The 26,156-nt window shown below is 73.5% G+C and carries 23 protein-coding genes and 1 pseudogene; 12 read left to right on the top strand and 12 right to left on the bottom strand.

Translation table 11 applies throughout. The annotated features are described in order from the left end of the window. Positions 1–119: 119 nt before the first annotated feature. Positions 120–818 carry a uracil-DNA glycosylase gene (gene ung, locus AB0J86_RS32600; protein ID WP_363861511.1) on the top strand — a complete coding sequence of 233 codons (699 nt, stop codon included), beginning with the start codon at positions 120–122 and terminating at the stop codon, positions 816–818. A 167-nt stretch (positions 819–985) separates the two neighbouring features. Here ung and AB0J86_RS32595 read toward each other — a convergent pair whose 3' ends face one another. The 4 genes from AB0J86_RS32595 to AB0J86_RS32580 all read right to left on the bottom strand — a co-directional run bounded on the left by AB0J86_RS32595 (position 986) and on the right by AB0J86_RS32580 (position 7,431). Beyond that, the gene (locus AB0J86_RS32595; RefSeq protein ID WP_363861510.1) at positions 986–1,897 is read right to left on the bottom strand and encodes a hypothetical protein; all 912 of its coding nucleotides are present in this window, start codon (positions 1,895–1,897) and stop codon (positions 986–988) included. Further along, positions 1,894–2,421: a SigE family RNA polymerase sigma factor gene (locus AB0J86_RS32590; protein ID WP_363861509.1), complete on the bottom strand. Its 528-nt coding sequence runs from the start codon at positions 2,419–2,421 to the stop codon at positions 1,894–1,896. The genes AB0J86_RS32595 and AB0J86_RS32590 overlap by 4 nt, the downstream gene beginning before the upstream one ends. Before the next feature lie 148 nt (positions 2,422–2,569). Then, on the bottom strand, positions 2,570–5,932 hold the full coding sequence (locus AB0J86_RS32585) for a S8 family serine peptidase (RefSeq protein WP_363861508.1): 3,363 nt from the start codon (positions 5,930–5,932) through the stop codon (positions 2,570–2,572). Positions 5,933–6,036: 104 nt separating this feature from the next. Then, positions 6,037–7,431, bottom strand: a complete 1,395-nt coding sequence (locus AB0J86_RS32580) for an MFS transporter (RefSeq protein ID WP_363861507.1) — start codon at positions 7,429–7,431, stop codon at positions 6,037–6,039. Positions 7,432–7,621: 190 nt separating this feature from the next. On the opposite strand from AB0J86_RS32580, the gene AB0J86_RS32575 reads away from it, so the two are divergent. The 7 genes and pseudogenes from AB0J86_RS32575 to AB0J86_RS32545 form a co-directional block, all read left to right on the top strand. After that, complete coding sequence (locus tag AB0J86_RS32575; RefSeq protein ID WP_363861506.1) at positions 7,622–8,701, top strand: LysR family transcriptional regulator; 1,080 nt, start codon at positions 7,622–7,624, stop codon at positions 8,699–8,701. Between the two features lie 34 nt (positions 8,702–8,735). After that, on the top strand, positions 8,736–9,413 hold the full coding sequence (gene tsaB, locus AB0J86_RS32570) for a tRNA (adenosine(37)-N6)-threonylcarbamoyltransferase complex dimerization subunit type 1 TsaB (RefSeq protein ID WP_363861505.1): 678 nt from the start codon (positions 8,736–8,738) through the stop codon (positions 9,411–9,413). Positions 9,414–9,501: 88 nt separating this feature from the next. Then, positions 9,502–9,948 (top strand): ribosomal protein S18-alanine N-acetyltransferase, encoded by a 447-nt coding sequence (gene rimI / locus AB0J86_RS32565; protein ID WP_363861504.1) that lies wholly within the window; start codon positions 9,502–9,504, stop codon positions 9,946–9,948. Positions 9,949–9,953: 5 nt separating this feature from the next. After that, positions 9,954–11,000, top strand: coding sequence for a tRNA (adenosine(37)-N6)-threonylcarbamoyltransferase complex transferase subunit TsaD (gene tsaD, locus AB0J86_RS32560; RefSeq protein WP_363861503.1), 1,047 nt, complete (start codon positions 9,954–9,956; stop codon positions 10,998–11,000). A gap of 43 nt (positions 11,001–11,043) precedes the next feature. After that, positions 11,044–11,298 carry a hypothetical protein gene (locus AB0J86_RS32555; protein ID WP_363861540.1) on the top strand — a complete coding sequence of 85 codons (255 nt, stop codon included), beginning with the start codon at positions 11,044–11,046 and terminating at the stop codon, positions 11,296–11,298. Positions 11,299–11,516: 218 nt separating this feature from the next. Then, positions 11,517–12,101: a winged helix-turn-helix domain-containing protein gene (locus AB0J86_RS32550; protein ID WP_363861502.1), complete on the top strand. Its 585-nt coding sequence runs from the start codon at positions 11,517–11,519 to the stop codon at positions 12,099–12,101. Then, a pseudogene (locus AB0J86_RS32545) lies at positions 12,101–13,471 on the top strand (MFS transporter); the annotation flags it as partial. The gene AB0J86_RS32550 and the pseudogene AB0J86_RS32545, both read left to right, overlap by 1 nt. Positions 13,472–13,552: 81 nt before the next feature. On the opposite strand, the gene AB0J86_RS32540 reads toward AB0J86_RS32545, so the two are convergent. Next, positions 13,553–13,843, bottom strand: a complete 291-nt coding sequence (locus AB0J86_RS32540) for a DUF1707 domain-containing protein (protein ID WP_363861501.1) — start codon at positions 13,841–13,843, stop codon at positions 13,553–13,555. Between the two features lie 159 nt (positions 13,844–14,002). Further along, positions 14,003–14,221 (bottom strand): GntR family transcriptional regulator, encoded by a 219-nt coding sequence (locus AB0J86_RS32535; RefSeq protein WP_363861500.1) that lies wholly within the window; start codon positions 14,219–14,221, stop codon positions 14,003–14,005. A gap of 655 nt (positions 14,222–14,876) precedes the next feature. Between AB0J86_RS32535 and AB0J86_RS32530 the strand changes: the two genes are divergently transcribed. Next, positions 14,877–15,074, top strand: coding sequence for a hypothetical protein (locus AB0J86_RS32530; protein ID WP_363861499.1), 198 nt, complete (start codon positions 14,877–14,879; stop codon positions 15,072–15,074). Between the two features lie 27 nt (positions 15,075–15,101). On the opposite strand, the gene AB0J86_RS32525 is transcribed toward AB0J86_RS32530, so the two are convergent. The 6 genes from AB0J86_RS32525 to AB0J86_RS32500 form a co-directional block, all read right to left on the bottom strand. After that, positions 15,102–16,280, bottom strand: a complete 1,179-nt coding sequence (locus AB0J86_RS32525; RefSeq protein ID WP_363861498.1) for an ROK family transcriptional regulator — start codon at positions 16,278–16,280, stop codon at positions 15,102–15,104. A gap of 25 nt (positions 16,281–16,305) precedes the next feature. Continuing rightward, a complete protein-coding gene (locus AB0J86_RS32520) occupies positions 16,306–17,568 on the bottom strand; it encodes an ABC transporter permease (RefSeq protein WP_363861497.1) in 1,263 nt (420 codons plus the stop codon). Continuing rightward, positions 17,565–18,389 carry an ATP-binding cassette domain-containing protein gene (locus AB0J86_RS32515; protein WP_363861496.1) on the bottom strand — a complete coding sequence of 275 codons (825 nt, stop codon included), beginning with the start codon at positions 18,387–18,389 and terminating at the stop codon, positions 17,565–17,567. Before AB0J86_RS32515 ends, AB0J86_RS32520 begins: the two co-directional genes overlap by 4 nt. Before the next feature lie 133 nt (positions 18,390–18,522). Then, a complete protein-coding gene (locus AB0J86_RS32510) occupies positions 18,523–19,617 on the bottom strand; it encodes a substrate-binding domain-containing protein (protein ID WP_363861495.1) in 1,095 nt (364 codons plus the stop codon). 391 nt (positions 19,618–20,008) lie between these two features. Further along, the gene (gene ybaK / locus AB0J86_RS32505) at positions 20,009–20,485 is read right to left on the bottom strand and encodes a Cys-tRNA(Pro) deacylase (protein ID WP_363861494.1); all 477 of its coding nucleotides are present in this window, start codon (positions 20,483–20,485) and stop codon (positions 20,009–20,011) included. A 141-nt stretch (positions 20,486–20,626) separates the two neighbouring features. Then, complete coding sequence (locus AB0J86_RS32500) at positions 20,627–21,850, bottom strand: methyltransferase domain-containing protein (RefSeq protein ID WP_363861493.1); 1,224 nt, start codon at positions 21,848–21,850, stop codon at positions 20,627–20,629. A 267-nt stretch (positions 21,851–22,117) separates the two neighbouring features. Here AB0J86_RS32500 and groES point away from each other — a divergent pair, with 267 nt between their 5' ends. The 3 genes from groES (at position 22,118) to AB0J86_RS32485 (ending at position 26,122) form a co-directional block, all read left to right on the top strand. Then, positions 22,118–22,432 carry a co-chaperone GroES gene (groES, locus tag AB0J86_RS32495; RefSeq protein ID WP_199187625.1) on the top strand — a complete coding sequence of 105 codons (315 nt, stop codon included), beginning with the start codon at positions 22,118–22,120 and terminating at the stop codon, positions 22,430–22,432. Positions 22,433–22,573: 141 nt separating this feature from the next. Then, positions 22,574–24,223 (top strand): chaperonin GroEL, encoded by a 1,650-nt coding sequence (gene groL / locus AB0J86_RS32490; protein ID WP_363861492.1) that lies wholly within the window; start codon positions 22,574–22,576, stop codon positions 24,221–24,223. Positions 24,224–24,547: 324 nt separating this feature from the next. Beyond that, the gene (locus AB0J86_RS32485; protein WP_363861539.1) at positions 24,548–26,122 is read left to right on the top strand and encodes a sulfite oxidase; all 1,575 of its coding nucleotides are present in this window, start codon (positions 24,548–24,550) and stop codon (positions 26,120–26,122) included. Positions 26,123–26,156: the final 34 nt, after the last annotated feature.

Raw genomic sequence — 26,156 nt, 5'->3', positions numbered from 1 at the left:
GGCCGCCGTCGTGGCCGGTCCGGCGTGCCGCCGTACCGGGCGCGTCGGGCTGTCGTACCGGGCTCGTAGAGTGCGCTGCGTCCCCCGTCGCCGTGAAATCCTCCCGCGAAAGGCCGCCGATGTCCGACGTCCCGACCCTCGACCTTCCGGCCCTGCTGCCCCCGGCGTGGCGCACCGTGCTGGCGCCGCACCTCGACGCGGCCGGCACCGCCGAGCTGGGCGCGTTCGTCGCCAACGAGTACGCGACGCAGACGGTCTTCCCGCCCGTCGAGGACCTCTTCTCGGCCTACCGGCTCTGCGCCCCCGAGGACTGCCGGGTGCTGATCCTAGGACAGGACCCGTACCACAAGGCCGGTCAGGCGCACGGGCTGAGCTTCAGCGTCCGCGACGGGGTGGCGGTGCCGCCGTCGCTGCGCAACGTCTTCAAGGAGTTGGCCGAGGACCTCGGGGTGCCGGCGCCGCGCGGCGGGAACCTCTCCGGCTGGGCGGCGCAGGGCGTGCTGCTGCTCAACGCGGTGCTGACCGTGCGGCAGGGCTCGCCCGGCTCGCACGGCAACAAGGGCTGGGAGGCCTTCACCGACGCGACGATCAAGGCGCTGGACGCCCGGGAGCAGCGGGTGGTCTTCCTGCTCTGGGGCGGCTACGCCCGCAAGAAGCGGGACCTGATCACGAACCCGAACCACGTGGTGCTGGAGGCCGGGCACCCGAGCCCGATGAACCCGCGCGGCTTCCTCGGCAGCCGCCCGTTCAGCGCGGCCAACAAGGCGCTCGCGGACGCGGGGCTGCCGACCATCGACTGGGAACGGACGGCGGGCTGACGGTCGGCCGTGGCGGCGCGGCCGGCCTCCCCGGCACGACGGTGCCAGCGGTTGCGGTCCGCGCCGCCCGGCCGCTATGAGCCCACGCCGTCTTCGGTACGCCGTCCCCGCCGCGACGCTCGGCCCCGTCCGCGATCCGCGACGGGGCCGAGCGGTCAGGGCTGTGATCAGTTGATCACGGGTGGCACCGGTACGTCGACCGGGGCGCCGTAGTTCGAGTACACCCAGGTCACCGTGTACTTGTCGACGTAGTGCTGCGTGACGTGGCGAGAGAAGTCGTACGTGGTCTGGTACGAGATCTTGCTGATCAGCCGGGACTGCGCATTGATCTCGATGACGCCGGAGGCCGGGATCCGATCGGGCTCGTCGGCGTCGCTCGGCTTGACGTCGTAGCTGAACGCGTACCGCTCCACCGCCTCCGCGCCGCTACCGGACGCGCCGAGCGCCGTGACGGTGCCGAGGCTCTTCAGGGCATCGAGCTGAGACGCCGGGTTGACGGTGGACGTGGGGTTGGTCGACAGGAGGTAGCCTCCGTCGATCTCCAGGCTGCGGTTCTCGAACTTCATCCACTTCGAGAGCCGGTGGATGTACAGATCCGTGCCGACGAGCCGCTGCTCCAGCCCCGTCGCTGGCGGGTTGCGGAAGCGCAGGTACCCCTTCGGACCGTTCGGGTCGAACGCACCCTCGTACGACCGGGTGCTCGACGACCTCTTCGCGCCGTCCTCGGACTCGTTGTGCACCGTGACCTGGAAGCTGAAGCTCGTCTGAGCCGACGCCTCGGCCGCCGCCGCGAGCCGGAACTGGGGCGAGGACGCCTCTGCCGAGGCCGTACCGCCGGCCCGCGGCGTCGTGCCCGAGTTTCCGCCCCCGCCGCCGCCCGGACCGATACCGCCGAACCCGACGGCGGCGGCCGCCACCAGGCCGACGACGCCCAGCGCGGCGGTCGTCCTCGTCGCCGCCCTGGTGCGCTTCGCGCGCTGGCCGCGGCTGATCAGGTGCGCGGTCGGGGCGGCTGGCGACGGTTCCCGCCCGGCCAGTTCCCGCAGCGCCGTGCCGAGCTGCTCTTCGTCGACGTTCACCGTGACACCTCCGCGAGTGGTGGGTGGGGATGGGCCAGCAGGGCGCGCAGCTTCGCCATGGCCCGGGAGTGTTGCGTCTTGACGGTGCCGATCGAACAGCCCAACTCCGTCGCGACCTGCTGCTCGGTGAGATCCGCGTAGTAGCGCAGGACCAGCACGGCCCGCTGCTGGCGGGAGAGGGCGAGCAGCGCCGCGCGCAGATCCTGCGGCACATCAGCGGGCGCCGCGTGCGGGTCGGGCCGCTCCGGCGTCTCCGCCATCAGCGTTTCCCGGCGGGTACGTCGCCACCAGCTCACCTTGCCGTTGACCAGCATCCGGCGCAGGTACGCGTGTGGATCGCCCCGCCGAGTCACTTGCCGCCACCGGACGTAGAGCTTGACCAGGCAGTCCTGGAGCAGTTCCTCGGCCCGGTGCCGGTCGCCGCCCAGCAGGATGGCCAACCCCAGATAGCGGGTCCAGGCATCCTCCACGAAGGCGGCGTAGCTGGCGTCGCTCGATGACGACGCCGTCGCTTCCTCGGTCATGCCGGACACACGCGGACCCCCCTCCCGATGGTTGACAGCGGCCGGAATGAGTTCGCTGGTCAACCGGCCGCGACGACGAGGGCGCCGGGCAACAGGGCGTCGCCGAGGTCGGCCCCTGTTGCCCGGCGCTCGGCCGGGTCGCCGGCCGTCAGCTCAGCCGGTACGCGTCGATCGTCGTCTGCCGGACGGAGTTGCCGGCCGTGTCGGACGCGGTGGTGCGCAGCGACACCTTGGTCGCCCCGGCCGGCGGGACGACGCTGACGTACCACTGGTCCGGCCGGCCGAGCAGCCTGAGCCGCTGCCAGCCGCGACCGCCGTCGTACGAGACCTCGACGGCCGGGACGTCGACGGTGGACAACGGAATACCGGTGCGGTGCTGCACGGTCAGCGGGAGGCGTACCGCCCCGCCGTCCCGGACCAGGCGGTCGCCGACCAGGTCGGGCGTGTACCGCACCGTCATCAGGGGCAGCGGCACCATGGCGCCGTCGGGCGACGCTCCGGACCGGAAGGTCCAGTCCAACGTGACCCGCCCGGTCAGCTCGGCGTGTCGGCGGACGGCCTCCAGCACCAGGCGGTACCGGGCCTCCTGCTCGTCCGGTAGCTGATAGAAGACCTCGGGGCTTCCGTCCTGAGTCCCGATCTGCTCCTCGTTCCGGTACAGGGTCGAGTGGTAGTCGGCGGTCTCGTCGTAGACGCCGTGACCGGCCGAATCACTGAATGGGGGTACCTCGACCTCGATGAGGGAGCCGATCCGGTGGGCCCCGTCCTGCGGGTAGAACGGCTCCGGCAGCACCGGCCCGTACCGTCCGGTGTTCCACCGTTCGTGGTAGACGCCACCGGCGAGGTAGCGCCGGGGCGAGCCCGCGAGGGTGCTGTCCAGCGCGTAGTCCCCGCTGCCGGCGTCGGGCGTCTCGACGTACATCCGTCTCATCCAGCGGAGGTCACCGTCGGCACTGAGGTACTCGACGCGCCGGCCCGGCAGGGCCAGGCCGGGCATGCCGCGCACTACGACGTGACCGTTCGGGGCCATGCCGAACACCGACGAACTGGCCCTCGACGACGGCTGCGGCGCGGCGACGTCGAGGTGCACCGCCGCCAGCTCACCCGGCTGGTACCGCCGGGTGAGGCCGGTGAAGAGCCGGTCGTTGGTGAGCGCCGTGAGGAGGTAGGAGTACGGGCTGGCCGTGAAGTCGCCGTTCGCGTCCGGCTTCGCCCACACGCTCGTCGCCTCCGATGTCAGCTCGCCCGGCACCGGGTCGCCGAGCCCGGCCGTGGACAGGCCGTCGAAGCTCTCCCCGGTCAGATACCCCGCCTGATCGTCGTCGCCCGGACGTTTCCGGTAGAAGGCGATCAGGGCGCTCATCGATCGGGCCGAATCGTCCGGCACCGCCACCTCGACCGGTTTGGCCAGGCGGGCGTCCAGGTCGATCGTGGTGTCGCGGGTGAGGCTGACCAGCGGCTGCGACAGCATGGCCAGCTCGTTCGGGCCGTCCGCCGTCGGTGTGCCGATCGTGGTGGTGACCGAGTACGTCGCCTTCGGCAGGCGTACCGTCACCGTGCCGTCCGCGTCGTACGGGAAGAGGTAGGTGAACTTCCCATCCACGTTCGAGATGTTGGTCAGGTAGTTGTCGGTGGCCGCGCCGGTGCGGTCGGTGTGCCGCAGCGTCAGGTCGTACCGCTCGATGTCCTTGAGCACCCCGATCGGGGTACTGCTGGTGACACCCGGCCCGGTCGCGACCACGCTGCCGGAGAACGTCCCGTCCGCCGTCGGTACGCGGGTGTCGGCGGTAACGCTGACCTGTGCCTGCCCACCGGCCGGTACCACGATGCTGGTGGTGCCGAGGGTGAAGGTGCCGGGCGGGGCGGGCTTGCCGTCGGGGCCGATCGCCTCGACGCTCAGGGCGAGCGACAGCGGCGCGTCGCCGTCGTTGCGGTAGGTCAACGTTCTGGTCACCGGTACGTCGTCCTGGTGCGGCCACTGCTGCGCGCCGAAGCTCAGGCTCACCGGGTCGGTGGTCACCGGCTGGGTCAGCGCGCGGGCCACGTCCACCCGCCCGGCGCCCTGCTGATACGCGCCGAGCCCGGGATTCCGCTTCGCGGACGCCATCAACGCCGCCTTCAGCTCACCGGCGTGCCACTGCGGGCGCTGCTCCGCCAGGATCGCGGCCGCGCCGGCCACGTGTGGCGTCGCCATCGAGGTGCCCGACATGCGGGTGTAGCTGGCGTCGACCGGGGTGCCCTCGGTGCCGTTGGCGGCCCGCGCGGCGACGATGTCCACCCCCGGCGCGGTGAGGTCGGGCTTCAGCGCCGCGTCGCCGATTCGCGGCCCCCGGCTGGAGAAGTCGGCCAGTACGTCCGACTTCGTCACCGCGCCGACCGTCAACGCCGCGTCCGCGCTGCCCGGCGAGTTGATCGTCTCGGCGTCCGCGCCCGAGTTTCCCGCCGCGACGACGAACAGCGTTCCCTGCCGCGCGGTCAGGTCGTTGACCGCCTGTTCGAGGGGGTCCACCTCGGGGGTGTCGTCCCCGCCGAGGCTCAGGTTCACCACGCGGGCGCCGTTGTCGGCGGCCCACTGCATGCCGGCGAGGACCGCCGACTCGGGACAGCCCCGCCGCTCGCACACCTTGCCGATCAGCAGTCGCGCACCCGGTGCCACGCCCCGGTAGCGGCCGCCGGAGGCGGCACCGGTACCGGCGATGGTCGAGGCGACGTGGGTGCCGTGACCGACAAGGTCGTCGGTGTCCGGTTCGGAGGTGAAGTTCGCCTGCTTCAGCACCTGACCGGCCAGGTCCGGATGGGTGGCGTCCAGGCCCGTGTCGAGTACCGCGACCGACACCCCGGCGCCGGTACGCCCGGCGGCCCACGCGGTCGGCGCCCCGATCTGCGGGACGCTCTGGTCGAGGGTCGGCCGGCGGAGCCCGTCCAGCCACACCCGTTCGACCTTTCCGGCGCCCGCGATCGACTGGCCGCCGCCGGTGTTCAGGCTCGCCCACAGGTCGCCGATCGCGTGCTTGGCAGCCGAGACCGCGCTGCCCCGTACCGCCGGCAGGCCGCGGGTCACCCTCGCCCCGGAGGCGGCCAGTCGGGGCGCGGCCTCGGTGCGGGCCCGCTCCGAGCCGAACCCGATGATCAGCGGCAGGTCCGGTCGGTGGGCGTCGTCGTAGCCGGATTCGACCAACTCCGTCACGTCGAACAACCGGCGATCGAGCCGGCCCGACTGTACGGGTCGGATGGCGTCCTCGGGTACCAGGTAGAGGTGCCCACCGGCCCGGAAGCCGGTGAAATGGATGCGCTCGCGGCCTTGCGCCGGCAGCACCGTGGGGCTGGCCGTGCCGCCGGCCGGCAACCGCACTCGGTCGCCGGTCAGCAGCGTGACCGTGACCGGTTTTCCGGCGGCGTAGGCCGGACCGTACTCGCCCGGGTCGCCGCCCGCGAGCCGGCTCCAACCTGGCTGCGGTGTGCCGACCAGCAGGCCAGCGACGAGTAGCCCGGACAGCGTGCTTCGTCTCATCGGGGAAAGTTCCTCCACGTCGTGACGGCACCCGGGTTCGGGCGCGTCCGCCACGGCACACGCGGGTGCGCGCTCAGAGGTTGACAGCCCGAGGGGATCGGTTGTCAGGACCCGGTAGCCGGGCGGGCCGGTCGCCGGCGTGCGGTCAGCAGGGCGACGGCCGCGCAGAGCGCCGTGGCCAGCAGGAAGGCGTACCCGGCGCCACGGCCGGGCCCGAGGATCGCGACCGGTGCGCCCATGACGGCCACCCCGAGCGCCGCGCCGACCTGGCGGACCGCGTTGAGCAGCCCACCGGCGGTGCCGGCCGTGCCCGCGGGCGCCGCCGCCACCACCCCGGTGACCAGCGCCGGTAGCGCGAACGAGATGCCGAACCCGAGCAGCGCCAGCCCCGCCGCCAGCGGCGGGTAGCCGCCGTGGGCCAGGGTCGCGCCCGCGAGCAGCGCCGTGCCGGCGGTGATCAGCGCGAGGCCGGCCAACACCGCCGGGCGGGGCCCGTGCCGGGCGACGAGGCGGCCGGTGAGCAGGGGGTTGACGGCGGTCGGCAGGGTGAGCGGCAGGAACGCCAGACCGGTACGGATCGGGTCGAACCGCTCCTGCAGCAGCAGGGTGAGCACGAAGAGGGCCCCGGCGAGCGTGAAGTTCACCCCGGCGCCGGTGAGCAGCCCGATCCGCACCCCCGGCGCCCGGATCACGTCGGCCGGCAGCACCGGGGCGGGGGCGGATCGTTGCCGCCGCGCCAGCAGCGCCCCGGTGCCGACGGTCGCCAGGCTGGCGAGCAGGGCGTGCGTGCCGGCCCGCTCGCCGGCGGCGATGATCGCGTCGGTGCCGAGCGCCAGCAGGGCGCAGGCGACCAGCTGGCCGGGTCGGTCGATCGGCCGGGCGCCGGTCGGGCAGCGGATCGCCGAGCCGGCGGTCAGGGCCAGCGCGACGGCGGCGAGCGGCACGTTGACCAGGAAGACCGCGCGCCAGCCGGCCGCCTCGACCAGCAGCCCGCCGACGACCGGGCCGGCCCCCAGCGCCACCCCGGTGATGGCGGCCCAGGCGCCCATCGCCCGCGCCCGTTCGGCCGGTACCGGATAGGCCCGCGCGATCAGCGCCAGCGAGCTGGGCAGGCAGGCCGCCCCGGCGACGCCGAGGGCCGCCCGCAGCGCGACCAGCGCGCCGAGCGCGGGCGCGGCGGCGCTGAGCAGCGACAGTACGCCGAACGCGGCGACGCCGGCGCGGAAGACCCGGTGTGCGCCGTACCGGTCGGTGGCGGCGCCGGCGGTGAGCAGCAGCGCCGCGAAGGCGACCGTGTAGCCGTTGACCGCCCACTGCTGCCCGCCGACCGAGCCGCCGAGGTCCCGGGCCAGGTCGGGCAGGGCGACCGTGAGGACGGTCGTGTCGAGCAGCACCATGAAGTACCCGAGGGAGAGGCCCAGCAGCAGCCGGCCCCGCCCCGATGGTGGTACGGCCCGGGCCGGCCGGGCGGCCCGGAGGGTGGTGGATGAGTCGGACATCGCTCGTCTCCCTGCGTCGTCGTGCCGCCTCTGGCGGGCCGGTGTCGTCGTGCCGCCTGCGGCGGACGGGTGTCCTCGTGCCGCCTCCGGCGGACCGGCGACCACCCTGCGCCGGCGCCCGTCCCGGCTCCACCGGCGCGATCGCACGGGTCGTTCGGCAAAACCGAACGCCCTGCGTACCGTGGTCGGCGTGGAACTGCGCCAGCTCCGTACCTTCGTCGCCGTGGTCCGTGCCGGCACCGTCACCGAGGCGGCCGGCGTGCTCGGACTCGCCCCGTCCTCGGTGTCGGATCAGATCCGCCGGCTGGAACGCTCGCTCGCGGTGCCGCTCTTCGACCGCACGCCGGACGGGATGCGGCTCACCCCGGCCGGCGAGGTGCTGCTGCGCTGGGCGCGGCGGCTGCTGGACGAGGCCGAGCAGGCCCGCCGCGAGGTGACCGGCGCCCGGCCGGCGGTACGGCTGGGCGCGCTGGAGACGCTCGTCGCGCGCCTGGTCCCCGCGGTCCTCGCCCGGCTGGCGCGGCGCCGGCCGGAGCTCGCGGTCGAGGTCGAGCCCTCCGGCCGGCGGGATGAACTGCTGCGGCGGGTCGCCACGGGACAACTCGACGCCGCGCTGCTCCTGGACACCGGCGCCGCCCTGGGCGCGCTCGGTTTCACCGCCGTGCTGCCGCCGGACGAGTTGGCCTTCACCGACCTGGATCCCGTACCGCTCGCGCTGGTCGCCGCGCCGACCCACCCGCTGGCCGGCGCCCGCGGCGTACCGTGGCCCCGGCTGGCCGACGAGCGGTGGCTGCTCACCCCGGCCGGGTGCTCGTTCCGGATGGCGGTCGACCGGCTCCTCGGCGGCATCGGCGACCGGGTTGAGGTCGGCCACGTCGAGATCGCCCGAGCCTGGGCGGCGCAGGGTCTGGGCTTGGCGCTGCTGCCCGAGTTCGCGGTGGCCGGGGAGCTGGCCGCCGGGGCGCTGCGCCGGATCGATCCGGCCGAGCCGGCAGCCCCGCTCGCCCTGCGCCTGGTCTGGCGCGCCGACCGGGAGGCCGAGCCGGACGTGCGGGAGCTGCTCTACGCGGCCAGCCAGCCGCACCCAGTGCTGCCGGAGCCGGCCGGCGGGCCGCATCCCGTGCTGCCGGAGCCGGCCGGCCAGCCGCATCCCGTACCGCCGGGCTCCATCGTCGGGCCGATCTCCGCGCCGCCGGGCCCGGGCGGCGGGCCGCGGCCGGCGGTCGCCGAGCGGGCCGGGACGGGAGCGGCGGTGCCGGCCGGGTGGTGACGGGCGGTAGTCGATGCCCGGCTAAGGTCAGGGTGTGCTCGTACTCGTGGTGGATTCGTCGACCCCAGCGGTGACCGCGGCGCTGGCGGAGATCACGCCCGACCGCGTCACGCTCCGCGCCGAGCGGCGTACCGTCGACGCCCGGGCGCACGGGGAGCTGCTCGCCCCCCAGGTGGACGCGGTGCTGGCCGAGGCCGGCGCCCGCCCCGCCGACCTGGGCGCGATCGTGGCCGGGCTCGGCCCCGGACCCTTCACCGGGCTGCGTGTCGGTCTGGTCACCGCGGCCAGCATGGGCCAGGTGCTCGGCATACCCACGTACGGCGTCGGCTCGCTGGACGCGATCGGCCACGCGGCGAAGGGCGAGCAGACCGTACTGGTGGCGAGCGACGCCCGCCGGCGCGAGATCTACTGGGCCGTCTACGACGGCGCGGGCCGGCGCCTGGCCGGACCGGAGGTCGACGCGCCGGCCGAGGTGGCCGGCCGGGCGGCCGAACTCGGGGCGGTCGTCGCGGTCGGCGAGGGCGCGCACCGGTACCCGGAGGCGCTCGGGCTGCCGCTGCGCGACGAGCCCCGCTACCCGCCGGCGTGGGCGCTGGCCGAGCTGGCCGCCGAGCGGGTGCGGTCCGGCGCGCCCGGCGAGCCGCTGACCCCGCTCTACCTGCGCCGCCCCGACGCGGTGGCGGCGCTGGCGCGCAAGTCGGTGCTGCAGTGATCCGGTACGCCCGTACGGCGGCGACCGGCCACGGCGCCGCGCCCTCGGGAGGGGCCGGCGTGGCGCGCGGACCCGCCGGGGCGCCGGGGTGAGGCTCGGTCGGTTCCGCTGGTGGCACATCGACGAGGTGCTGCCGATCGAGGCGGATCTCTTCGGGGCCGAGCAGTGGTCGGCGGCGATGTTCTGGAACGAGCTGGCCAACGGCCACCACTACACGGTCGCGCTGGACGAGGCGAGCGGCGAGGTCGTCGGCTACGCCGGTCTCGCCCTGGCCCCGCCCGACGAGGCGTGGGTGCAGAACATCGCGGTACGCCGGGACCGGCAGCGTTCCGGCATCGGGCGGGCGCTGCTGGAGGCGCTGCTCGCCCAGGCCGGGCGCCGGGGCGTACGCAGCACGTTCCTGGAGGTGGCGGTGGACAACGCGCCGGCCCAGAAGCTCTACGCGGCGTACGGTTTCGAGGCCGTCGGGATCCGCCGCGGCTACTACCAACCCAGCAACACGGACGCGCTGGTGATGCAGCGCCAATTGGACTGAGGAACATGGCAGACGAACCACTCATCCTCGGTATCGAGACCTCCTGCGACGAGACCGGCGTCGGCATCGTCCGCGGACACACCCTGCTCGCCGACGCGCTCGCCTCCAGCGTGGACGAGCACGCGCGGTTCGGCGGGGTGGTTCCGGAGGTGGCGAGCCGGGCGCATCTGGAGGCGATCGTGCCGACCATGCGGCGCGCCCTGGACGACGCCGGGGTGACCCTCGCCGACATCGACGCGATCGCCGTGACGGCGGGCCCGGGCCTGGCCGGGGCGCTGCTGGTCGGCGTGGCCGCCGCCAAGGGTTACGCGCTCGCCGCGGAGAAGCCGGTGTACGGCGTGAACCACCTCGCGGCGCACGTCGCCGTGGACACCCTGGAGCACGGGCCGCTGCCCGAGCCCGCGGTGGCCCTGTTGGTCTCCGGCGGGCACTCGTCGCTGCTGCTCGTGGACGACCTCGCCACCGGGGTCACGCCGCTGGGCGCCACCATCGACGACGCGGCGGGGGAGGCGTTCGACAAGGTCGCGCGCCTGCTCGGGCTGCCGTTCCCGGGCGGACCGCCGATCGACCGGGAGGCGCGGTCCGGTCGCGCCGACGCGATCGCCTTCCCGCGCGGCCTGACCGCGCCCCGGGATCTCGCCACCCACCGGTTCGACTTCTCCTTCTCGGGGCTCAAGACGGCCGTGGCGCGCTGGGTGGAGGCGCGCGAGCGGGCGGGCGAGCCGGTACCGGTCGCCGACGTGGCCGCGTCGTTCCAGGAGGCGGTCTGCGACGTGCTCGTCGCCAAGGCGCTGGACGCCTGCCGGGAGCACGGGGTGGAGACCCTGGTCATCGGCGGTGGGGTGGCGGCGAACTCGCGGCTGCGCGCGATGGCCGAGCAGCGGGCGGCGCGGTACGGGATCACGGTGCGGGCGCCCCGGCCCAAGCTCTGCACCGACAACGGCGCGATGGTGGCGGCGCTCGGGTCGCACCTGGTCGCCGCCGGCGTCGCGCCCAGCCGGCTCGACCTGCCCGCCGATTCCGCGATGCCGTTGACCGTCGTCAGCGTGTAGTGTTCCGGCGTCTTCGCCGCCGCTGGGAGGAGTAATGGCCGACGTGATCGTGCGGATGTGGGAGGCGCGCGCGGAGCCGACCGGGTTCACCGACCTGATCGACTGGGTCTGCGAGAAGGCGTTGCCGGACTTCGACCACCATCCGCTGCACCTGTCGAGCGAGGTCTTCTCCTCCACCGACCACCGGCTCGTGGTCGTCTCGAAGTGGCGCGGCAGCCCGGTGAGCCTGCCGGAACCGCCGTCGCGGCTGGTCGCCCGCCCGCCGCACGAGTGGGACTTCACCCAGGTGGACCGGTAGGGGAAGGGTCCGGTCGACGGGGCCGGGCGTCCCGGTAGTCGGCGCGTCCCGCCCGGCCCGCCCGTGCTGCCTTTCCCGCCTGTCCCGCGCCCGTCCTACGCCTGTTCCCGGTTCGGCCCGTCCCGCGCTGGTGCCGGCCGCATCATCGTCCGCTACCGCGGCGGCGGTTCGCCGTACAATCCTTGCAAAGACTCCTTTGCAAGGATACCGTTGCAAACATGTCTTCGGAAGCCGCCCGTCCCGATCCCGTCTCGCTGCGCGGGCTCGCGCACCCGCTGCGGGTACGGATGCTCAACGCGCTGCGCGAGCACGGTCCCGCCACGGCCACCCTGCTCGCCCAGCGGCTCGGCCAGTCCACCGGCGCCACCAGCTACCACCTGCGCCAGCTTGCCCAGTACGGCTTCGTGGTCGAGGACCCGGACCGGGGCGCCGGCCGGGAGCGGTGGTGGAAGGCGGCGCACACGCGGACCCTTCTCGACGATCCGGACCTGGCCCGGGAGGCCCCCGAGGAGACCGAGGCGTACCTGCGCGGCGTCGCGTCGCTCTACGCCGAACGGGTCGACCGCTGGCTCGGCGAGCGCGCCGCCCTGCCCGAACAGTGGCGGGACGTGCCGACCATCAGCAGTTGGCGGCTGCGGCTCACCCCGGCGGAGGGGGAGGAGCTGAATCGGGCCATCTTCGCGCTGGTCGAGCGGTACCGCCACGACGACGCGGCCGGCCCGGACACCCCGGACGGCGCCGAACCGGTGGACCTGCAGGTGCAGCTCATGCCGTTCCTCCGCGGCCCGGACGAGGTGCCGTGATGCGCGCCGCCCCGGACCGATCGGCGAGCCGCCGGGAGGCGCCCGAGCGGGCCCGGTCCAGCCGCCGGGAGGCGCCCGAGCGGGCCCGGTCCGGCCGCCGCCGGGCGCTGGTCGGCCTGCTGACGGCCGAGACGCTCTCGCTGGTCGGTACCCGGATGAGCCTGGTCGCCCTGCCCTGGTTCGCGCTCAGCACGACCGGCAGCGCCGCCCGTACCGGCGTCGTCGCGTTCGCCGAGATGCTGCCCTACGTCCTGGCCTGCGGCCTGGGCGGGCCCTTGATCGACCGGGTCGGCGGACGCCGGACCAGCGTGGTCGCCGACGTGGCGAGCACCCTAGCGGTGGCCGCCGTACCGGTGCTGCACCTCGCGGGCGGGCTCACCTTCGGCGCGCTCTGCGCCCTGGTCGCGGCGGCCGGATTGCTGCGCGGCTTCGGCGACACCGCCAAGCGCGTGGTCTTCCCCGTCGCCGTCGAGGCGTCGGGGACCGCGATGACCCGGGCCACCAGCCTCCACGACGGGCTGAGCCGCCTCGCCACCCTGCTCGGCGCGTCGCTGGCCGGGCTGCTCGTCGCCGCCCTCGACGCGCCGGTCGTGCTGCTGGTCGACGCCGCCACCTTCGCGGTGGCCGCGCTGGTCGTCGCCGTCGCGGTCCGGCCCCGCCCGCCGGTACGCCCCGACTCCGCACCGCCCGGGGAAGCCGCGCCGGGCCAAGCCGCGCCGGGCCAAGCCGCGCCGGAGGACGCCGCGCCGCCGGGCCGGCACGAGCCGTACCTCGTGGCGCTCGCCGCCGGGCTGCGCTTCCTGCTCCGGGACCGGCTGATCCGCGGCGTCGCGCTGATGCTCTTCGTGACCAACCTCGCCGACGCGGCGTACGGCACGGTGCTCGCGCCGGTGTGGGCGCGCGACATCGTCGGCTCCCCGGTCGCGCTGGGCCTGCTCTCCGCGGTCTTCGCCACCGGCGCGATGCTCGGGAACGTGGTCTTCACCGCGATCGCGCCGCGGGTGCCGCGCTTCCCCGTCTTCGCGGTCGGTTTCCTGATCGCCGGCGCGCCGCGCTTCGTCGTCCTCGGCGTACTGGACCGGGAATGGATTGTCTACCCGGTCGCCTTCGCCGCCGGGCTGGCCATCGCGGCGGTCAACCCGATCCTCGGCGCGGTCTCCTACGAGCGGATACCGGAGTCGCTGCGGGCCCGGGTGCTCGGACTGTCCCAGGCGCTCTGCTGGGCGGGCATCCCGTTGGGCGGCCTGCTGGCCGGCTGGGCGGTGTCCGGACTGGACCTGCGGGTCGCCTGCCTGCTCTTCGGCCTGGCCTACCTGGTCGTGACGGTGCGACCGTTCCTCGGCCGGACCTGGCGGGAGCTGGACCGGGACGCGGGCCCCGACGCGGATGGCGCTGCCGACGGCGGGCCCGTGCCCGTGCCCGGCGGCGCCGTGCGGGCCGCCGGACCGGGCTCAGCGGACGACCGCGATGTAGATCCCGAGCAGCACCAGGGTCACCGCGGCGACCGCGAAGAGGATCAGCAGGTCACGACGGCCGTTGGTGGCGTCGCCGGGGACGCCGGCCGGGACCGCGGGTAGGTCCCGGGTGACGGCCGCCAGCTCGCCGAGGGTACGGGCGGAGTAGACCGCGCCGACCCGCTCGGAGAACTCGTCGAGGTCGAGCCGCCCCGCCTCGGTGTGTCGTTGCAGGTCCGCGATGACCCGCTGCCGGTCGTCGTCCGAGGCCCGCATCTGAACGTCCACGCCGGACAGCGTACGCAGCCGCCCGCGCCGCCGGGTCCCGCCAACCCACCCGCCGATGGGTCCGCGGCGCGTCCGCTGCGCACCGCACGCCGGTCCAACAGACCCGGTCCGCATCCGCAGCGATTCCCTGCCGCCAGGTGTCGGGCCTCCGCGTACGGCTCAGCGTTCCCGGACGTACACGCCGACGCCTGGCAGTGTCTCCGTGATGCCCTTGGCGCGGAGGTTCTGCATGGCCCGATCGATGACGGGTTCCGTGACGCCGTAGTGCTCGGTCAGCTCCCGCCTGCTGGGTAGGCGAGAGCCGGGTGAGAACTCGCCCGCCTCGATCCGCTTCTCCAGGTCATCGGCTATTTCCTCATAGCGGTAGCGCGGTGGCATGGTGATCCCTTCGGTCGGCAGCTATAGGAAATCACCAAAGGGAAGCCATTGACTACCCAACGCTAGCTGTGGGAGGTTCAGAGATGGGTCCCCTCGGTCGGCAACCAAGGGGGCCTGCCGGAAGGCGGTCCGGCTCCGTGACCCCAGGACTCCGGGGCCGGACCTGCCCAAACGCGGAGGAGGCTGATCGCGTGAGGAACCGCAGCGCTGTCTGGGAACGGCCCGTGACCGCGCATGAACCGGATCCGATGCCACCGCCGTACCTGGCATACCTCTGTATCCGGTGCGCGACGGCCGGCCGGGCGGAGCACCGCTGCATCGAGAACGGCGGCGGTGGACCGTACGCCTACCTGCGCGACTGGCGCTGCGACTGCCCATGCCCCAAGCGGTGAGCGGTGGCGTCGAGCGAAGGGCGGGGGCCGGCACGCGGCCCAGCCGTCGACGACCACGAACCAGTTCGTCCCGAGTGGGACTGCGACACGTGTCAGGAGGCGTGGCCGTGTCCGCAGGCCCGGAGTCGGTTGTACGGACGGTACGGCGAGGATCGGATCGGACTCTCGATGGAAATGGCCGATCGGCTGTACGCCGCGACGCGTGATCTGGCCGGCAGATCCCCCGCCGAGCTCTACGTTCGCTTCATCGCTTGGACCCGCTGATGAGCCTCCTCAGGCGCGGTGACGAGCCGATGCACTACGAGGACGGGTCGCACCGATGGGTGCCGCCCGATCCAGAGATGGATCAGGAGGCGTGGGAGGCGAGCGTCCGGGCACACCAGGAGAAGCACCGTGAGCTGTTCGGCGGCAGGCCGAAGGAGAAGCCGGCAACGCCGAAGGAGAAGTCGGCCACCTGTTGACCGGCCCCCACCGTCTCGCCACCAATCTCAGCCGGCGTCGAGTGGGTCGGCGAGCAGCTGCTCGAAGGCGAGTTCGGCCGCGCCGATCAGCGCCGCGTCCTCGCCCAGTAGGGGAGTACGCAGGCGGACCTGCTCGCGGGCGGCGGGCAGCGCCATCGCGTTGAGCCGGCTGCGCACCCGGGCCGCCCCGGCGAGGTAGATGTCGCGGAGCGTACCGCCGAAGATGACCACCGCGGGGTTGAAGATGTTGACCAGGTTGGCGACGCCGAAGCCGAGCCAGTCGGCGACGTGCCGTACCGCCGCCTGGGCGCTGGCGTCCCCCCGGGAGGCCGCGTCGATGAGGGCGAGCGAGGCGCCGGGGGCGGCGGTGTCGCGCCCGGCGAGCCGGAGCATCGCGTACTCGCCGATCTCGGTCTCCCAGCAGCCCCGGGAGCCGCAGCCGCAGGCGCGGCCGTCGGGCCGCACCACCATGTGCCCCACCTCGCCGCCGTAGCCGCCGTGTCCGGTCAGCCGGCGCCCGTCGACGATGATCCCGGCGTCGATCCCCACGTCCCGGTGCAGGTAGAGCACGTTGTCGTAGCCGGCCCCGGCGCCCCGCGCGTGCTCCGCGAGCGCCACCACGTCGGCCGCGTTGCCGACCAGTACCGGCCGGCGCGGGCCGACCACGGTGGCCAGCGCCTCGCCGAGCGGCTCGCCCGACCAGCCGGTACGGGGGCTGACGTGTAGCGGCCCCTGCTCGCCCCGGACGATGCCGCTCACCGCGACGCCGCCGCCCACGTAGACGGACTCCGCCGGTACCGCCTGCTGCATCTGCCGGGCGAAGCCGGCGAGCAGCGGCAGCGTCTCCTCGGCGAGCAGCCCGCGCGGCCGGGCCGCCTCCCGCCGGTCGAGGACCTCGCCGCCGAGCCCGATCCGGGCGGCCCGCAGCCGGTCCACCTCGATGCTGTACGCGTACGCGTACACCAGGGAAGACTCCGGCCGGACGACCAGCGACGGTCGTCCGGCCCGGCCGGTCTCCCGCGGTGCCTCCTCGCTGACGAGCCGCGCGGCCGCCAGGTCGGCGGTGAGCGCCCCGATGGTGCTGCGGTTCAGACCGAGGGTGGCGGTCAGCTCCGCGCGCGAGGTGGCCCCGTGGATGTGTACGTAGCGCAGCAGCGCACCGAGGTTCTGCCGGCGGATCTCGTCCTGGCTCGGCCCTGCGCGCATTGTCGTGTGCTCCGGAGTGGAGGGTTCAGCGGGTGCCCGTGGCTGCCGCCCTCCGCCGGGAGAGCGCGTCGACGCCCGCGGCGAGCAGCAGCACCACGCCGGTGAGAACGTACTTGACGCCCGACTTGTAGCCCATCAGACCCATGCCGTTGATGATGACCGCCACCACGGCGCCACCGAGCACGGCGTCGACCATCCGGCCCTTGCCACCGAAGAGGCTGGTACCGCCGATCACCGCCGCGCCGACCGCGTAGAGCAGCACGTTGCTGCCGCCGGTGTTCGGGTCGACCGAGCGTCCCTGGCTCGCCGCGATGATGCCGCCGATCGCGGCCATGCCGGAGCAGATGACGAACGCCGAGATGCGGATCCGGTCGACCGGGATACCGGCGCGCCGCGCCGCCTCCCGGTTGCCGCCGACCGCGTACAGGTGCCGGCCGTACGCGGTGCGCTGCAGGACGAAGGTCCAGACCACCAGCAGCACCGCGATGATCGGTACGACGATGGGCATGCCCTTGTTGGAGGTGATCAGCGGGTTGATGCTGCGCTCCAGGTTGAGCACGTAGACCGCGATGCCCAGGATGATGGCGAGCGTCGCGATCCGGCCGATCACCACGGCGAGCGGGTCGGCGATGAGGCCGTGCGAGGTGCGGTTGTGGTGCCGCAGCAGCTGCACGAGGGCGTACCCGGCGACGGCGAGCGCCGCGAAGATCCAGCCGAGTGCCGGCGGCACCTTGCCGTTCTCGATCGCGACGAGGACGTCGTCGTTGATCGAGATGTTGGTGCCCTCCTTCATCAGGAGCAGCACGATGCCCTGGAACGCCAGGAACCCGGCCAGGGTGACCACGAACGACGGTATGCCGACCTTCGCCACCAGCATGCCGAGCACCAGGCCGATGAGGACGCCGGTGCCGACGGCCGCGAGGACCGCGACGTACCAGGGCAGGCCGAGCACGGTGGCGACGTTGGCCAGGATGGCGGCACAGACGCCGCTGGCGAAGCCGGCCGAGAGGTCGATCTCACCGAGCAGCAGTACGAAGATCAGGCCCATCGCGATCACCGTGACCGCGGCGCCCTGGGTGAAGAGGTTGGCGAAGTTGGCCGCGGAGAGGAAGACCGGGCGCACGATCGCGAAGACCGCGCAAAGCACGACGAGGCCGGCTACGGCGGGGAGCGAACCGAGGTCGCCGCCGCGTACCCGGGACCAGTAGTTGCGCAGGTGGCTGCCGACGGTGGGGGTGGGGGTGACGGCTGCGGGCCCCTCCGCCCGGACGGCGGTCGTAGTGGTCATCGGACTGCTCCTGGGGCGGTGTCGGCGGGCTCGGCGCCATTGTCGGGCTGGCCCTCGGCGGGCTCGGCGGCGAGGCCGAGGGCGCCGGAGCGGCCCGCGGTGATCAGTTCGACCACCTGGGCGTGGGTGACGTCGGTGGTCTTCACCTGGGCGACCATCTGGCCGAGGTAGAGCGCGGCGATCCGGTCGGCGACGGCGAAGACGTCGTTCATGTTGTGCGAGATGAGCACGACGGCGAGGCCCTTGTCGGCCAGCCGGCGGACGAGTTCGAGTACCTGGGCCGTCTGCGCGACGCCGAGGGCGGCCGTCGGCTCGTCCAGGATGACGACCTTGCTGTTCCAGAGCACGGCCTTGGCGATGGCGACGGTCTGGCGCTGTCCGCCGGAGAGGCTGGAGACGTACTGGCGCAGCGACTTGACCGTACGGACGGAGAGGCCGGCCAGCGTGTCCGCGGCCATCTTCTCCATCGTCGGCTCGTCGAGCACCAGGCCGCTGCGCTTCTCCCGGCCGAGGAACATGTTCTGCACGATGTCGAGGTTGTCGCAGAGCGCCAGGTCCTGGTAGACCACCTCGATGCCGAGCCCGGCGGCGTCCCGCGGGGTGTTGATGTGCACCGGGCGGCCCTCGAAGAGGACCTCCCCACCGTCGATGGGGTAGATGCCGCTGATGCACTTGACGAGGGTGGACTTGCCGGCTCCGTTGTCGCCGACGAGTGCGGTCACCTCGCCCGGATGGGCGGCGAAGGCGACGTCGCGCAGGACCTGGACGGGACCGAAGTTCTTGTCGATCCCGCGCAGTTCCAACAGGGGTTGTGCGGACACGGAGCATCTCCTTTACGCGGGTGTCCGATCGAGGGTGCCCGTCAGCTCGACGGAGCCGCCCGGCACGCGGGTTGGCGTGCCGGGCGGCTCCGCCTCGGCGGTGCCGGAGACCGGCCGGTCGGCCGGGACTGGTTCAGCTGATGCCGGCGGCGGCGCAGGCCGACGCGAGCGCGGGGGTGCAGACCTCCGCCTTGGTCACGTACCCGTCGGCGATGACGTCCTTGACGTTCTCCTTGGTGATCGCCTTCGGCTGGAGCAGCACGGCCGGCACGTCCCGGTTGCCCTCCGGGTCACGGACCGTCTGGCCGGTGTCCTTCTTCTCGCCCTTGGCCAGCGCGATCGCCAGGTCGGCGGCGGCCGCCGCCTCCTGCTTGACGGCCTTGTAGACGGTCATGCACTGGTCGCCGGCGAGGATGTTCTGCAGGCCCTGGGGCTCCGCGTCCTGCCCGGTCACCGGCACCTTGCCGTTGAGGCTGTTCTTCTTGAGGATCGAGATGGCGGCGTTGCCGAGCTTGTCGTTCGCGGCCAGCACGCCGTCGATCTTCCCGCTCTGCTTGGTGAGCTGCTGCTCGAAGATGGTGAGCGCCTGGGCCGGGTCCCAGTCCGGCACCGAGTCGTCCGGGCCCTTGGTGTACTCGCCCGAGTCGTACTTCGGCTTGAGGACCGAGTCGTAGCCGTTCTTGAACAGGGTGGCGTTGTTGTCGGTCGGCGAGCCGTTCAGCTCGGCCACCACCGGCTTCTGGACCTTCATGTCGGTCAGGCACTTGACCAGGCCCTCGCCCTGGAGCTTGCCGACGGCCACGTTGTCGAAGCTGACGTAGTACTGCGCCGAGCCGCCGAGGGTGAGCCGGTCGTAGTCGATCGTCGCCACGCCCTGCGACTTGGCCTTGTCGAGCACGGCCTTACCGGTACCGGAGTCCAGGTTGACGATCATCAGGGCGGTCACCCCGCTGGTGATCATCTGGTCCGCGATGGTCTGGAACTGGGTCTTGTCGTTCTGGGCGTTCTGGATGTCGTACTGGACGCCCGCGGCCTTGAACGCCTGCTCCAGGAACGGGCGGTCCGCGCCCTCCCAACGTCCGGAGGACTTGCTGTCCGGCAGGATCACGCCGATCTTGGGCGTCTTCGCGCCCCCGGCGCCTTTGCTGCCCGAGTCGTCGCCACAGGCGGAGAGACCGCCGGTGACCAGTAGGCCGGCCGCGGCGACGGCCAGGATCCCTTTGCGCATTGCACGGGTCCTTTCGAGGGATGGGTGGGGGTGTTCGGTGCCCGGTCCGGGTGGTGCGGCCAAGACGGTCACGGACGCGGCACTGATGGAGAACGTGAGACGACGGTTACTTTTGTTGTGTCCGGCAACGTATTTCTCGGTGTGCCCTCGCCGCAAGACTGCCGAGGTCACGAGTTTGTTGGCGCCGATAACAATTCCGCAACGCGGTGGACACGCGGCGGCTACCAGGGCGCCCTCCACCTGCGACTACACCCGGTAGGTAGATCGTTTCGCCCCGGCGCCCCCAGGGCGACGCTCGCGGCGCGCGATGGCGTGAGACCCGAACGCCACGCCGGTCGCGTTGTTCGCCGCGTTCGGGTACGTGGACGGGCGCGCTCTCCCGTCGGGCCGCTCAGGCGGCGATCGGGGCCGTGGTGGCGCCGGTGAGCCGGATCAGGTCGGCCGGGGCGAGTTCGAGCTGGAGACCGCGGCGGCCCGCCGAGACGTACATCGTGCTGAGTCCGGTGGCGGACGAGTCGACCACGGTCGGCAGCCGCTTGCGCTGCCCGAGCGGGCTGATGCCGCCCCGGACGTACCCGGTGGCGCGTTCGGCGACGGCTCGGTCGGCGAGCACGGCCCGCTTGCCGCCCACGGACGCGGCGAGCGCCTTGAGGTCCAGCTCGCCGGTGACCGGTACCACCGCCACGGTGAGGGCGCCGTCGACCTCGGTCACCAGCGACTTGAAGACCCGCTCCGGCGGTACGCCCAGCGCGGCGGCGACCTCGGCACCGTAGCGGGGCGAGTCCGGTGACACGTCGTACGGGTGCGTACGGTGGGTCACCTTCTGCTTCACCAGCAGCGCCGTCGCCGGAGTGCCCTGACCCGCCATGAGCGCCAACCTACCGCCGCGCCGTCGGCCGCCGGGAAACGGGCGGCGGCATACGCCGACGTACAGGGACATTGACCGGAGGGCCGCCGGCAGCCGCCGAGCCCGGGAGCCGGACGCTCACCGGGCCGGCGGACCGGCCGCTCACCGGCCCGGCGGGTGCGGGCCGGCTGCGGCGTCGGCCGGTACCGGCTGGCAGAGCAGCACCGTCGGCGCGCCGGCGACCCGGGTCAGCACGACGCTGGCCGAGGCGGGGCCGGCGAGCCGCAGGTCGCGCCGGAGCTGCTCCGGCTCGAGCGCGGAGCCGCGCTTGAGGATCTCCACCCGGCCGACACCCCGCTCGCGCAGGAGCGCGCGCAGCCGCTTCAGCGAGAACGGCAGCACGTCGGTGATCTCCAGACAGCGGCCGAACGGCGACGGGGTGGGCGCGTCCGCGTAGACGTACGCGATGCTCGGGTCGGCCAGGACGCCGGTGACGGTCTCGGCGAACTCGGCCACCAGGTGGGCGCGGACCACGGCACCGTCGGGGTCGTAGAGGTAGCGCCGGACCGGCCCGACGGGCGCCTCGGCCGTACCGCCGCCGGCGAGCCGCCCGACCTCGCGCCCGACCCGCAGCAGGGTGGCGCGGCGGGGGGCCGTGGCGAGCGGGCCGCACCAGAGGGCCGCCTCCACCAGCTCGCCGTCGACGCTGACCCACTCCGCCTCGGCCCCGGCCGGGATCAGCGTGTGGTCGATGCCCGGTGCGACCTTCACCACGGTGCGGGGGACCCGCTCGGCGAGGCCGGTGACGAAGTCCCAGGGCGGTGAGTAGGCCGCCGGGTCGAAGATCCGCCGTCCGGTACCGGCCCGCCGCCGCGCCGGGTCGCAGAAGACGCCGTCCACCCGGTTCACGTCGAAGGCGGTGGCGTCGCCGCACTCGACCGTGAACCGGTCGGCCACCCCGGCCGCCTCGGCGTTGGCGGTGGCCATCGCGGCGGTGAGCGGGTCCGCCTCGACGCCGTACACGCGGATGCCGGCCCGGGCGGCGGCGAGCGCGTCGGCACCGAGGCCGCAACCCAGGTCGGCGAGGGCCTCGACCCCGGCGGCCCGCAGCCGGGCGGCCCGCCGGTCGGCCACCACGGCCCGGGTGGCCTGCTCCAGCCCGGCCCGGGTGAAGAACATCCGGGCCGCCGCGGGCCCGAACTTCCGCGCGGCGCGGCGGCGCAGCTCGGCCTGGGTGAGCGCGCCGGCCGCGAGCCCGGCGGGCACGCCGGCCGAGCGCAGCGCGGCGGCGGCGGCGAGCGGGTCGCCACCGGCCAGCCCGGCCGCCAGGTCGAGCGCCGCCGTCCCGGCCGGGGTACGCAGGGCGGCCAGCTGGTCGAGATCCACGGCCACATTCTCGTGCGGGACCCGAAGTCCGGGGCCAGCGGGACACGCGGCGGTGGCGTGTTGGCACTCTCCTTGACGGAGTGCTAGCCGCCGGCATAACCTGCCGTTAGCACTCTCGAACCGAGGGTGCCAGCTTCCGGGCTCCGTCCGGAGGCTGAGCGCCAGGCGGACCCGGCACCCGCGACGACGGACCCGCCCGGTGGCATGTGGCAGATTGACGCCGCCCGGTTCGCCGGGCGGTACAGAAACCAAGTACCCCAGGAGGGTATGCCCGTGACTACCGCGACCAAGGTTGCGATCAAGCCGCTCGAGGACCGGATCCTGGTCCAGGCGAACGAGGCTGAGACCACCACGGCGTCGGGCATCGTGATTCCCGACACCGCCAAGGAGAAGCCGCAGGAGGGCACCGTCCTCGCTGTCGGCCCGGGCCGCTTCGACGACGACGGCAACCGGATCCCGGTTGACGTCAAGGTCGGCGACACCGTCATCTACTCGAAGTACGGCGGCACCGAGGTCAAGTACGCCGGCGAGGAGTACCTGGTGCTCTCCGCCCGCGACGTCCTCGCGGTCATCGAGAAGTAACCAGAACATCAGTGTCGATGCCCCGGACCGGCTCGCCGGGCCGGGGCATCGACTGCTTCTCCGGCCGGACCGGCGTCCACCGCCTCCGCGCGGGGCCACCGGCCCGGCCGGACGAACGATTGCATGTCTGAAGGGGCATCAATGGCGAAGATCCTGAGTTTTTCGGACGACGCCCGGCACCTGCTGGAGCACGGTGTCAATACTCTCGCTGACACGGTCAAGGTCACTCTCGGGCCGCGCGGGCGTAACGTCGTCCTGGACAAGAAGTTCGGTGCGCCGACGATCACCAACGATGGCGTGACCATCGCCAAGGAGATCGAGCTCACCAACCCGTACGAGAACCTCGGCGCCCAGCTGGTCAAGGAGGTGGCGACCAAGACCAACGACGTCGCCGGCGACGGGACCACCACCGCCACCGTGCTCGCCCAGGCGATGGTCCGTGAGGGCCTGCGCAACGTGGCGGCCGGCGCCAACCCGGCGGGCCTCAAGCGGGGCATCGACGCGGCGGCCGAGAAGGTCTCCGCCGCGCTGCTCGACAAGGCCGTCGAGGTCGGCAGCAACAAGCAGTCGATCGCGCACGTCGCGACGATCTCGGCGCAGGACGCCACCATCGGCGACATGATCGCCGAGGCGATGGAGAAGGTCGGCCGCGACGGCGTCATCACCGTCGAGGAGGGCTCCGCGCTCGCCACCGAGCTGGAGGTCACCGAGGGCCTCCAGTTCGACAAGGGTTTCATCTCGCCGAACTTCGTCACCGACACGGAGTCGCAGGAGGCGGTTCTCGAGGAGCCGCACATCCTGATCACCACCCAGAAGATCTCCGCGATCGAGGAGCTGCTGCCGCTGCTCGAAAAGGTCGTGCAGAGCGGCAAGCCGCTGCTGATCGTGGCCGAGGACGTCGAGGGCCAGGCGCTCTCCACGCTGGTGGTCAACTCGATCCGCAAGACCCTCAAGGTCTGCGCGGTGAAGGCGCCCGGCTTCGGCGACCGCCGCAAGGCGATGCTGCAGGACCTGGCGATCCTGACCGGCGCCGAGCTGGTCGCGCCCGAGCTGGGCTACAAGCTCGACGCGGTCGGCCTGGAGGCGCTGGGCAGCGCCCGCCGGGTCGTGGTCGACAAGGACACGACCACCTTCGTCGACGGCCGCGGCCGCGACTCCGAGGTGGCCGACCGGGTCGCCCAGATCCGCAAGGAGATCGAGGCATCGGACTCCGACTGGGACCGGGAGAAGCTGGCCGAGCGGCTGGCGAAGCTCTCCGGCGGCATCGCGGTGATCAAGGCCGGCGGCGCCACCGAGGTCGAGATGAAGGAGCGCAAGCACCGCATCGAGGACGCCATCGCCGCGACCAAGGCCGCGGTCGAGGAGGGTACCGTCCCCGGCGGCGGCGCGGCGCTCGTCCAGATCGCCTCGGTCCTCGACGACGGCCTGGGCCTCACCGGCGACGAGAAGGTCGGCGTCTCCATCGTCCGCAAGTCGCTCGCCGAGCCGCTGCGCTGGATCGCGCAGAACGCCGGCCACGACGGCAACGTGGTCGTGGAGAAGGTCTCCGGCAAGGAGTGGGGCGTCGGGCTCGACGCGGCCAAGGGCGAGTACGTCGACCTCCCCGAGAGCGGCATCATCGACCCGGTCAAGGTCACCCGCAACGCGGTGAGCAACGCGGCGTCCATCGCCGGCCTGCTGCTCACCACGGAGAGCCTGGTCGTGGAGAAGCCGGAGAAGGCCGAGCCGGCCGCCGCCGGTGGGCACGGCCACAGCCACGGCCACGGACACCAGCACGGCCCCGGTTTCTGACCCGGTCCCCGACCACGGTCGGAGATCGACGTAGCACCGAGATCCGCGTGACCAGGCACGGCCCCGGCGCGTACCGCGCCCCGGCCGCTGGTCACGCGGATCTTTCGTTCCCGTACCGGCCGCCGCCGGATCCCCGGCCGGGGCGCCCGGCCCGCGCCGGTGCGCGACATCACTCTTACCGCTCCCTTACGGCCCTTGGCCGCGGTACCGCCCAGCCGGCCGAGGATCGACACTGGCACGGTGGAGACGAGCGGTGCGGTGGAAACGAGCGGGGCGGTAGCGGCGCGCGCGACGGCGGGAACCCGATCGGGTTGGCTCGGCGCGCTGGCCGGGCTCGCCGCGGCGGGCGTCGCGATCGGGGCGGCCGAGCTGGTCGCCGTGGCCACCGGACCCCGGTCGGCGCCGCTGGTCGCGGTCGGCGGGGTGGTCGTCGACACCGTGCCCGAGCCGCTGAAACGGTTCGCCATCGACCTGTTCGGGGTGCACGACAAGACGGCGCTGCTGACCGGTACCGCCGTCCTGCTCGCGGCGTTCGCGGCGCTGGTCGGCGCGCTCGCCGTACGGCGGCTCGCGGTGGGCCTGGCCGGGATCGGGCTCTTCGCCGCCGTGGGCGTCGCCGCCGCGCTGACCCGGCCGGCGGCCGGCCCGGCCGCCGCCCTGCCCGCCCTGGTCGGCGCGGCGCTGGCCGCCGGGCTGCTCTGGGCGCTGACCACCGGGCCGCTGGAGAACCCGCGGCGACCCGAGACCGCCCGTGGTTCCGGCGCCGGCGGTGTCCCCGCGGCGGGCCGCGACGCCGAGGACCAGGTGGCCAGGTTCGCCGCCGAGGAGTACGACCAGGAGCGCCGGCGGTTCCTCACCGGGGCGGCGGTGGCGCTGGCCGCCGCGGCAGTCAGCGGGTTCGCGGGGCGTTCGCTGGCGACCCGGCGCGGCGTCGCGCAGGCACGGGCGGCGGTGACCCTGCCCGCCCCGGTCAGCGCGGCGGCGCCGGTACCGGCCGGCGGTGAGCCGACGGTCCCCGGGCTGTCGGCGTACCTGACCCCGAACCCGGTGTTCTACCGCATCGACACCGCGCTGACGGTCCCGCAGGTCGACCCGGACGACTGGCAACTGCGCATCCACGGGCGGGTACGCGAACCGGTCACGATCGACTTCGCCGAGCTGCTGCGCCGGCCGATGATCGAGCGGGACATCACGCTGACGTGCGTCTCCAACGAGGTCGGCGGTGACCTGGTCGGCAACGCCCGCTGGCTCGGTACGCCGCTCAAGCGGCTGCTGGAGGAGGCCGGGCCGCTCGACGGGGCGGACCAGGTGGTGGCCCGGTCGGCGGACGGCTGGACCTGCGGCATCCCCACCGCCGCGCTGCTCGACGGCCGGGACGCGCTGCTGGCGATCGGCATGAACGGCGAGCCGCTCCCCGTGGAGCACGGCTTCCCGGTCCGGCTCGTGGTGCCCGGCCTCTACGGCTACGTCTCGGCGTGCAAGTGGGTGGTCGAGCTGGAGCTGACCGCCTTCGCGGACTTCGACGCGTACTGGGTGCGGCGCGGCTGGTCGGCCCGGGGCCCGATCAAGACCCAGTCCCGGATCGACACCCCGCGCACCGGCCGGGGGCTGGACGCGGGAACGGTGACGGTCGCGGGTGTGGCCTGGGCCCAGCACCGGGGCGTCGAGCGGGTCGAGGTACGCGTCGACGGGGGCGACTGGCAGCCGGCCCGGCTCGCCCCGGCCTCGTCGGTCGACACCTGGGTGCAGTGGTCCTGGCCGTGGCCGGCGACCCCGGGCGAGCACACGCTGCAGGTCCGGGCCACCGACCGGACCGGCGAGGTGCAGACCGAGCGCCCGCAGGACGTGCTCCCCGACGGGGCGACCGGCTACCACACGGTACGGGTGACGATCCGCTGACACGCGATCTAGGGCAAATCCTCGTTGATTGATC

It is taken from the genome of Micromonospora sp. NPDC049559, assembly GCF_040676675.1.
In the GTDB taxonomy this organism is placed as follows: domain Bacteria; phylum Actinomycetota; class Actinomycetes; order Mycobacteriales; family Micromonosporaceae; genus JBFAPK01.
The sequence above is the reverse complement of the archived record's forward strand: the minus strand, read 5'-3'. Positions and strand labels throughout refer to the sequence as shown.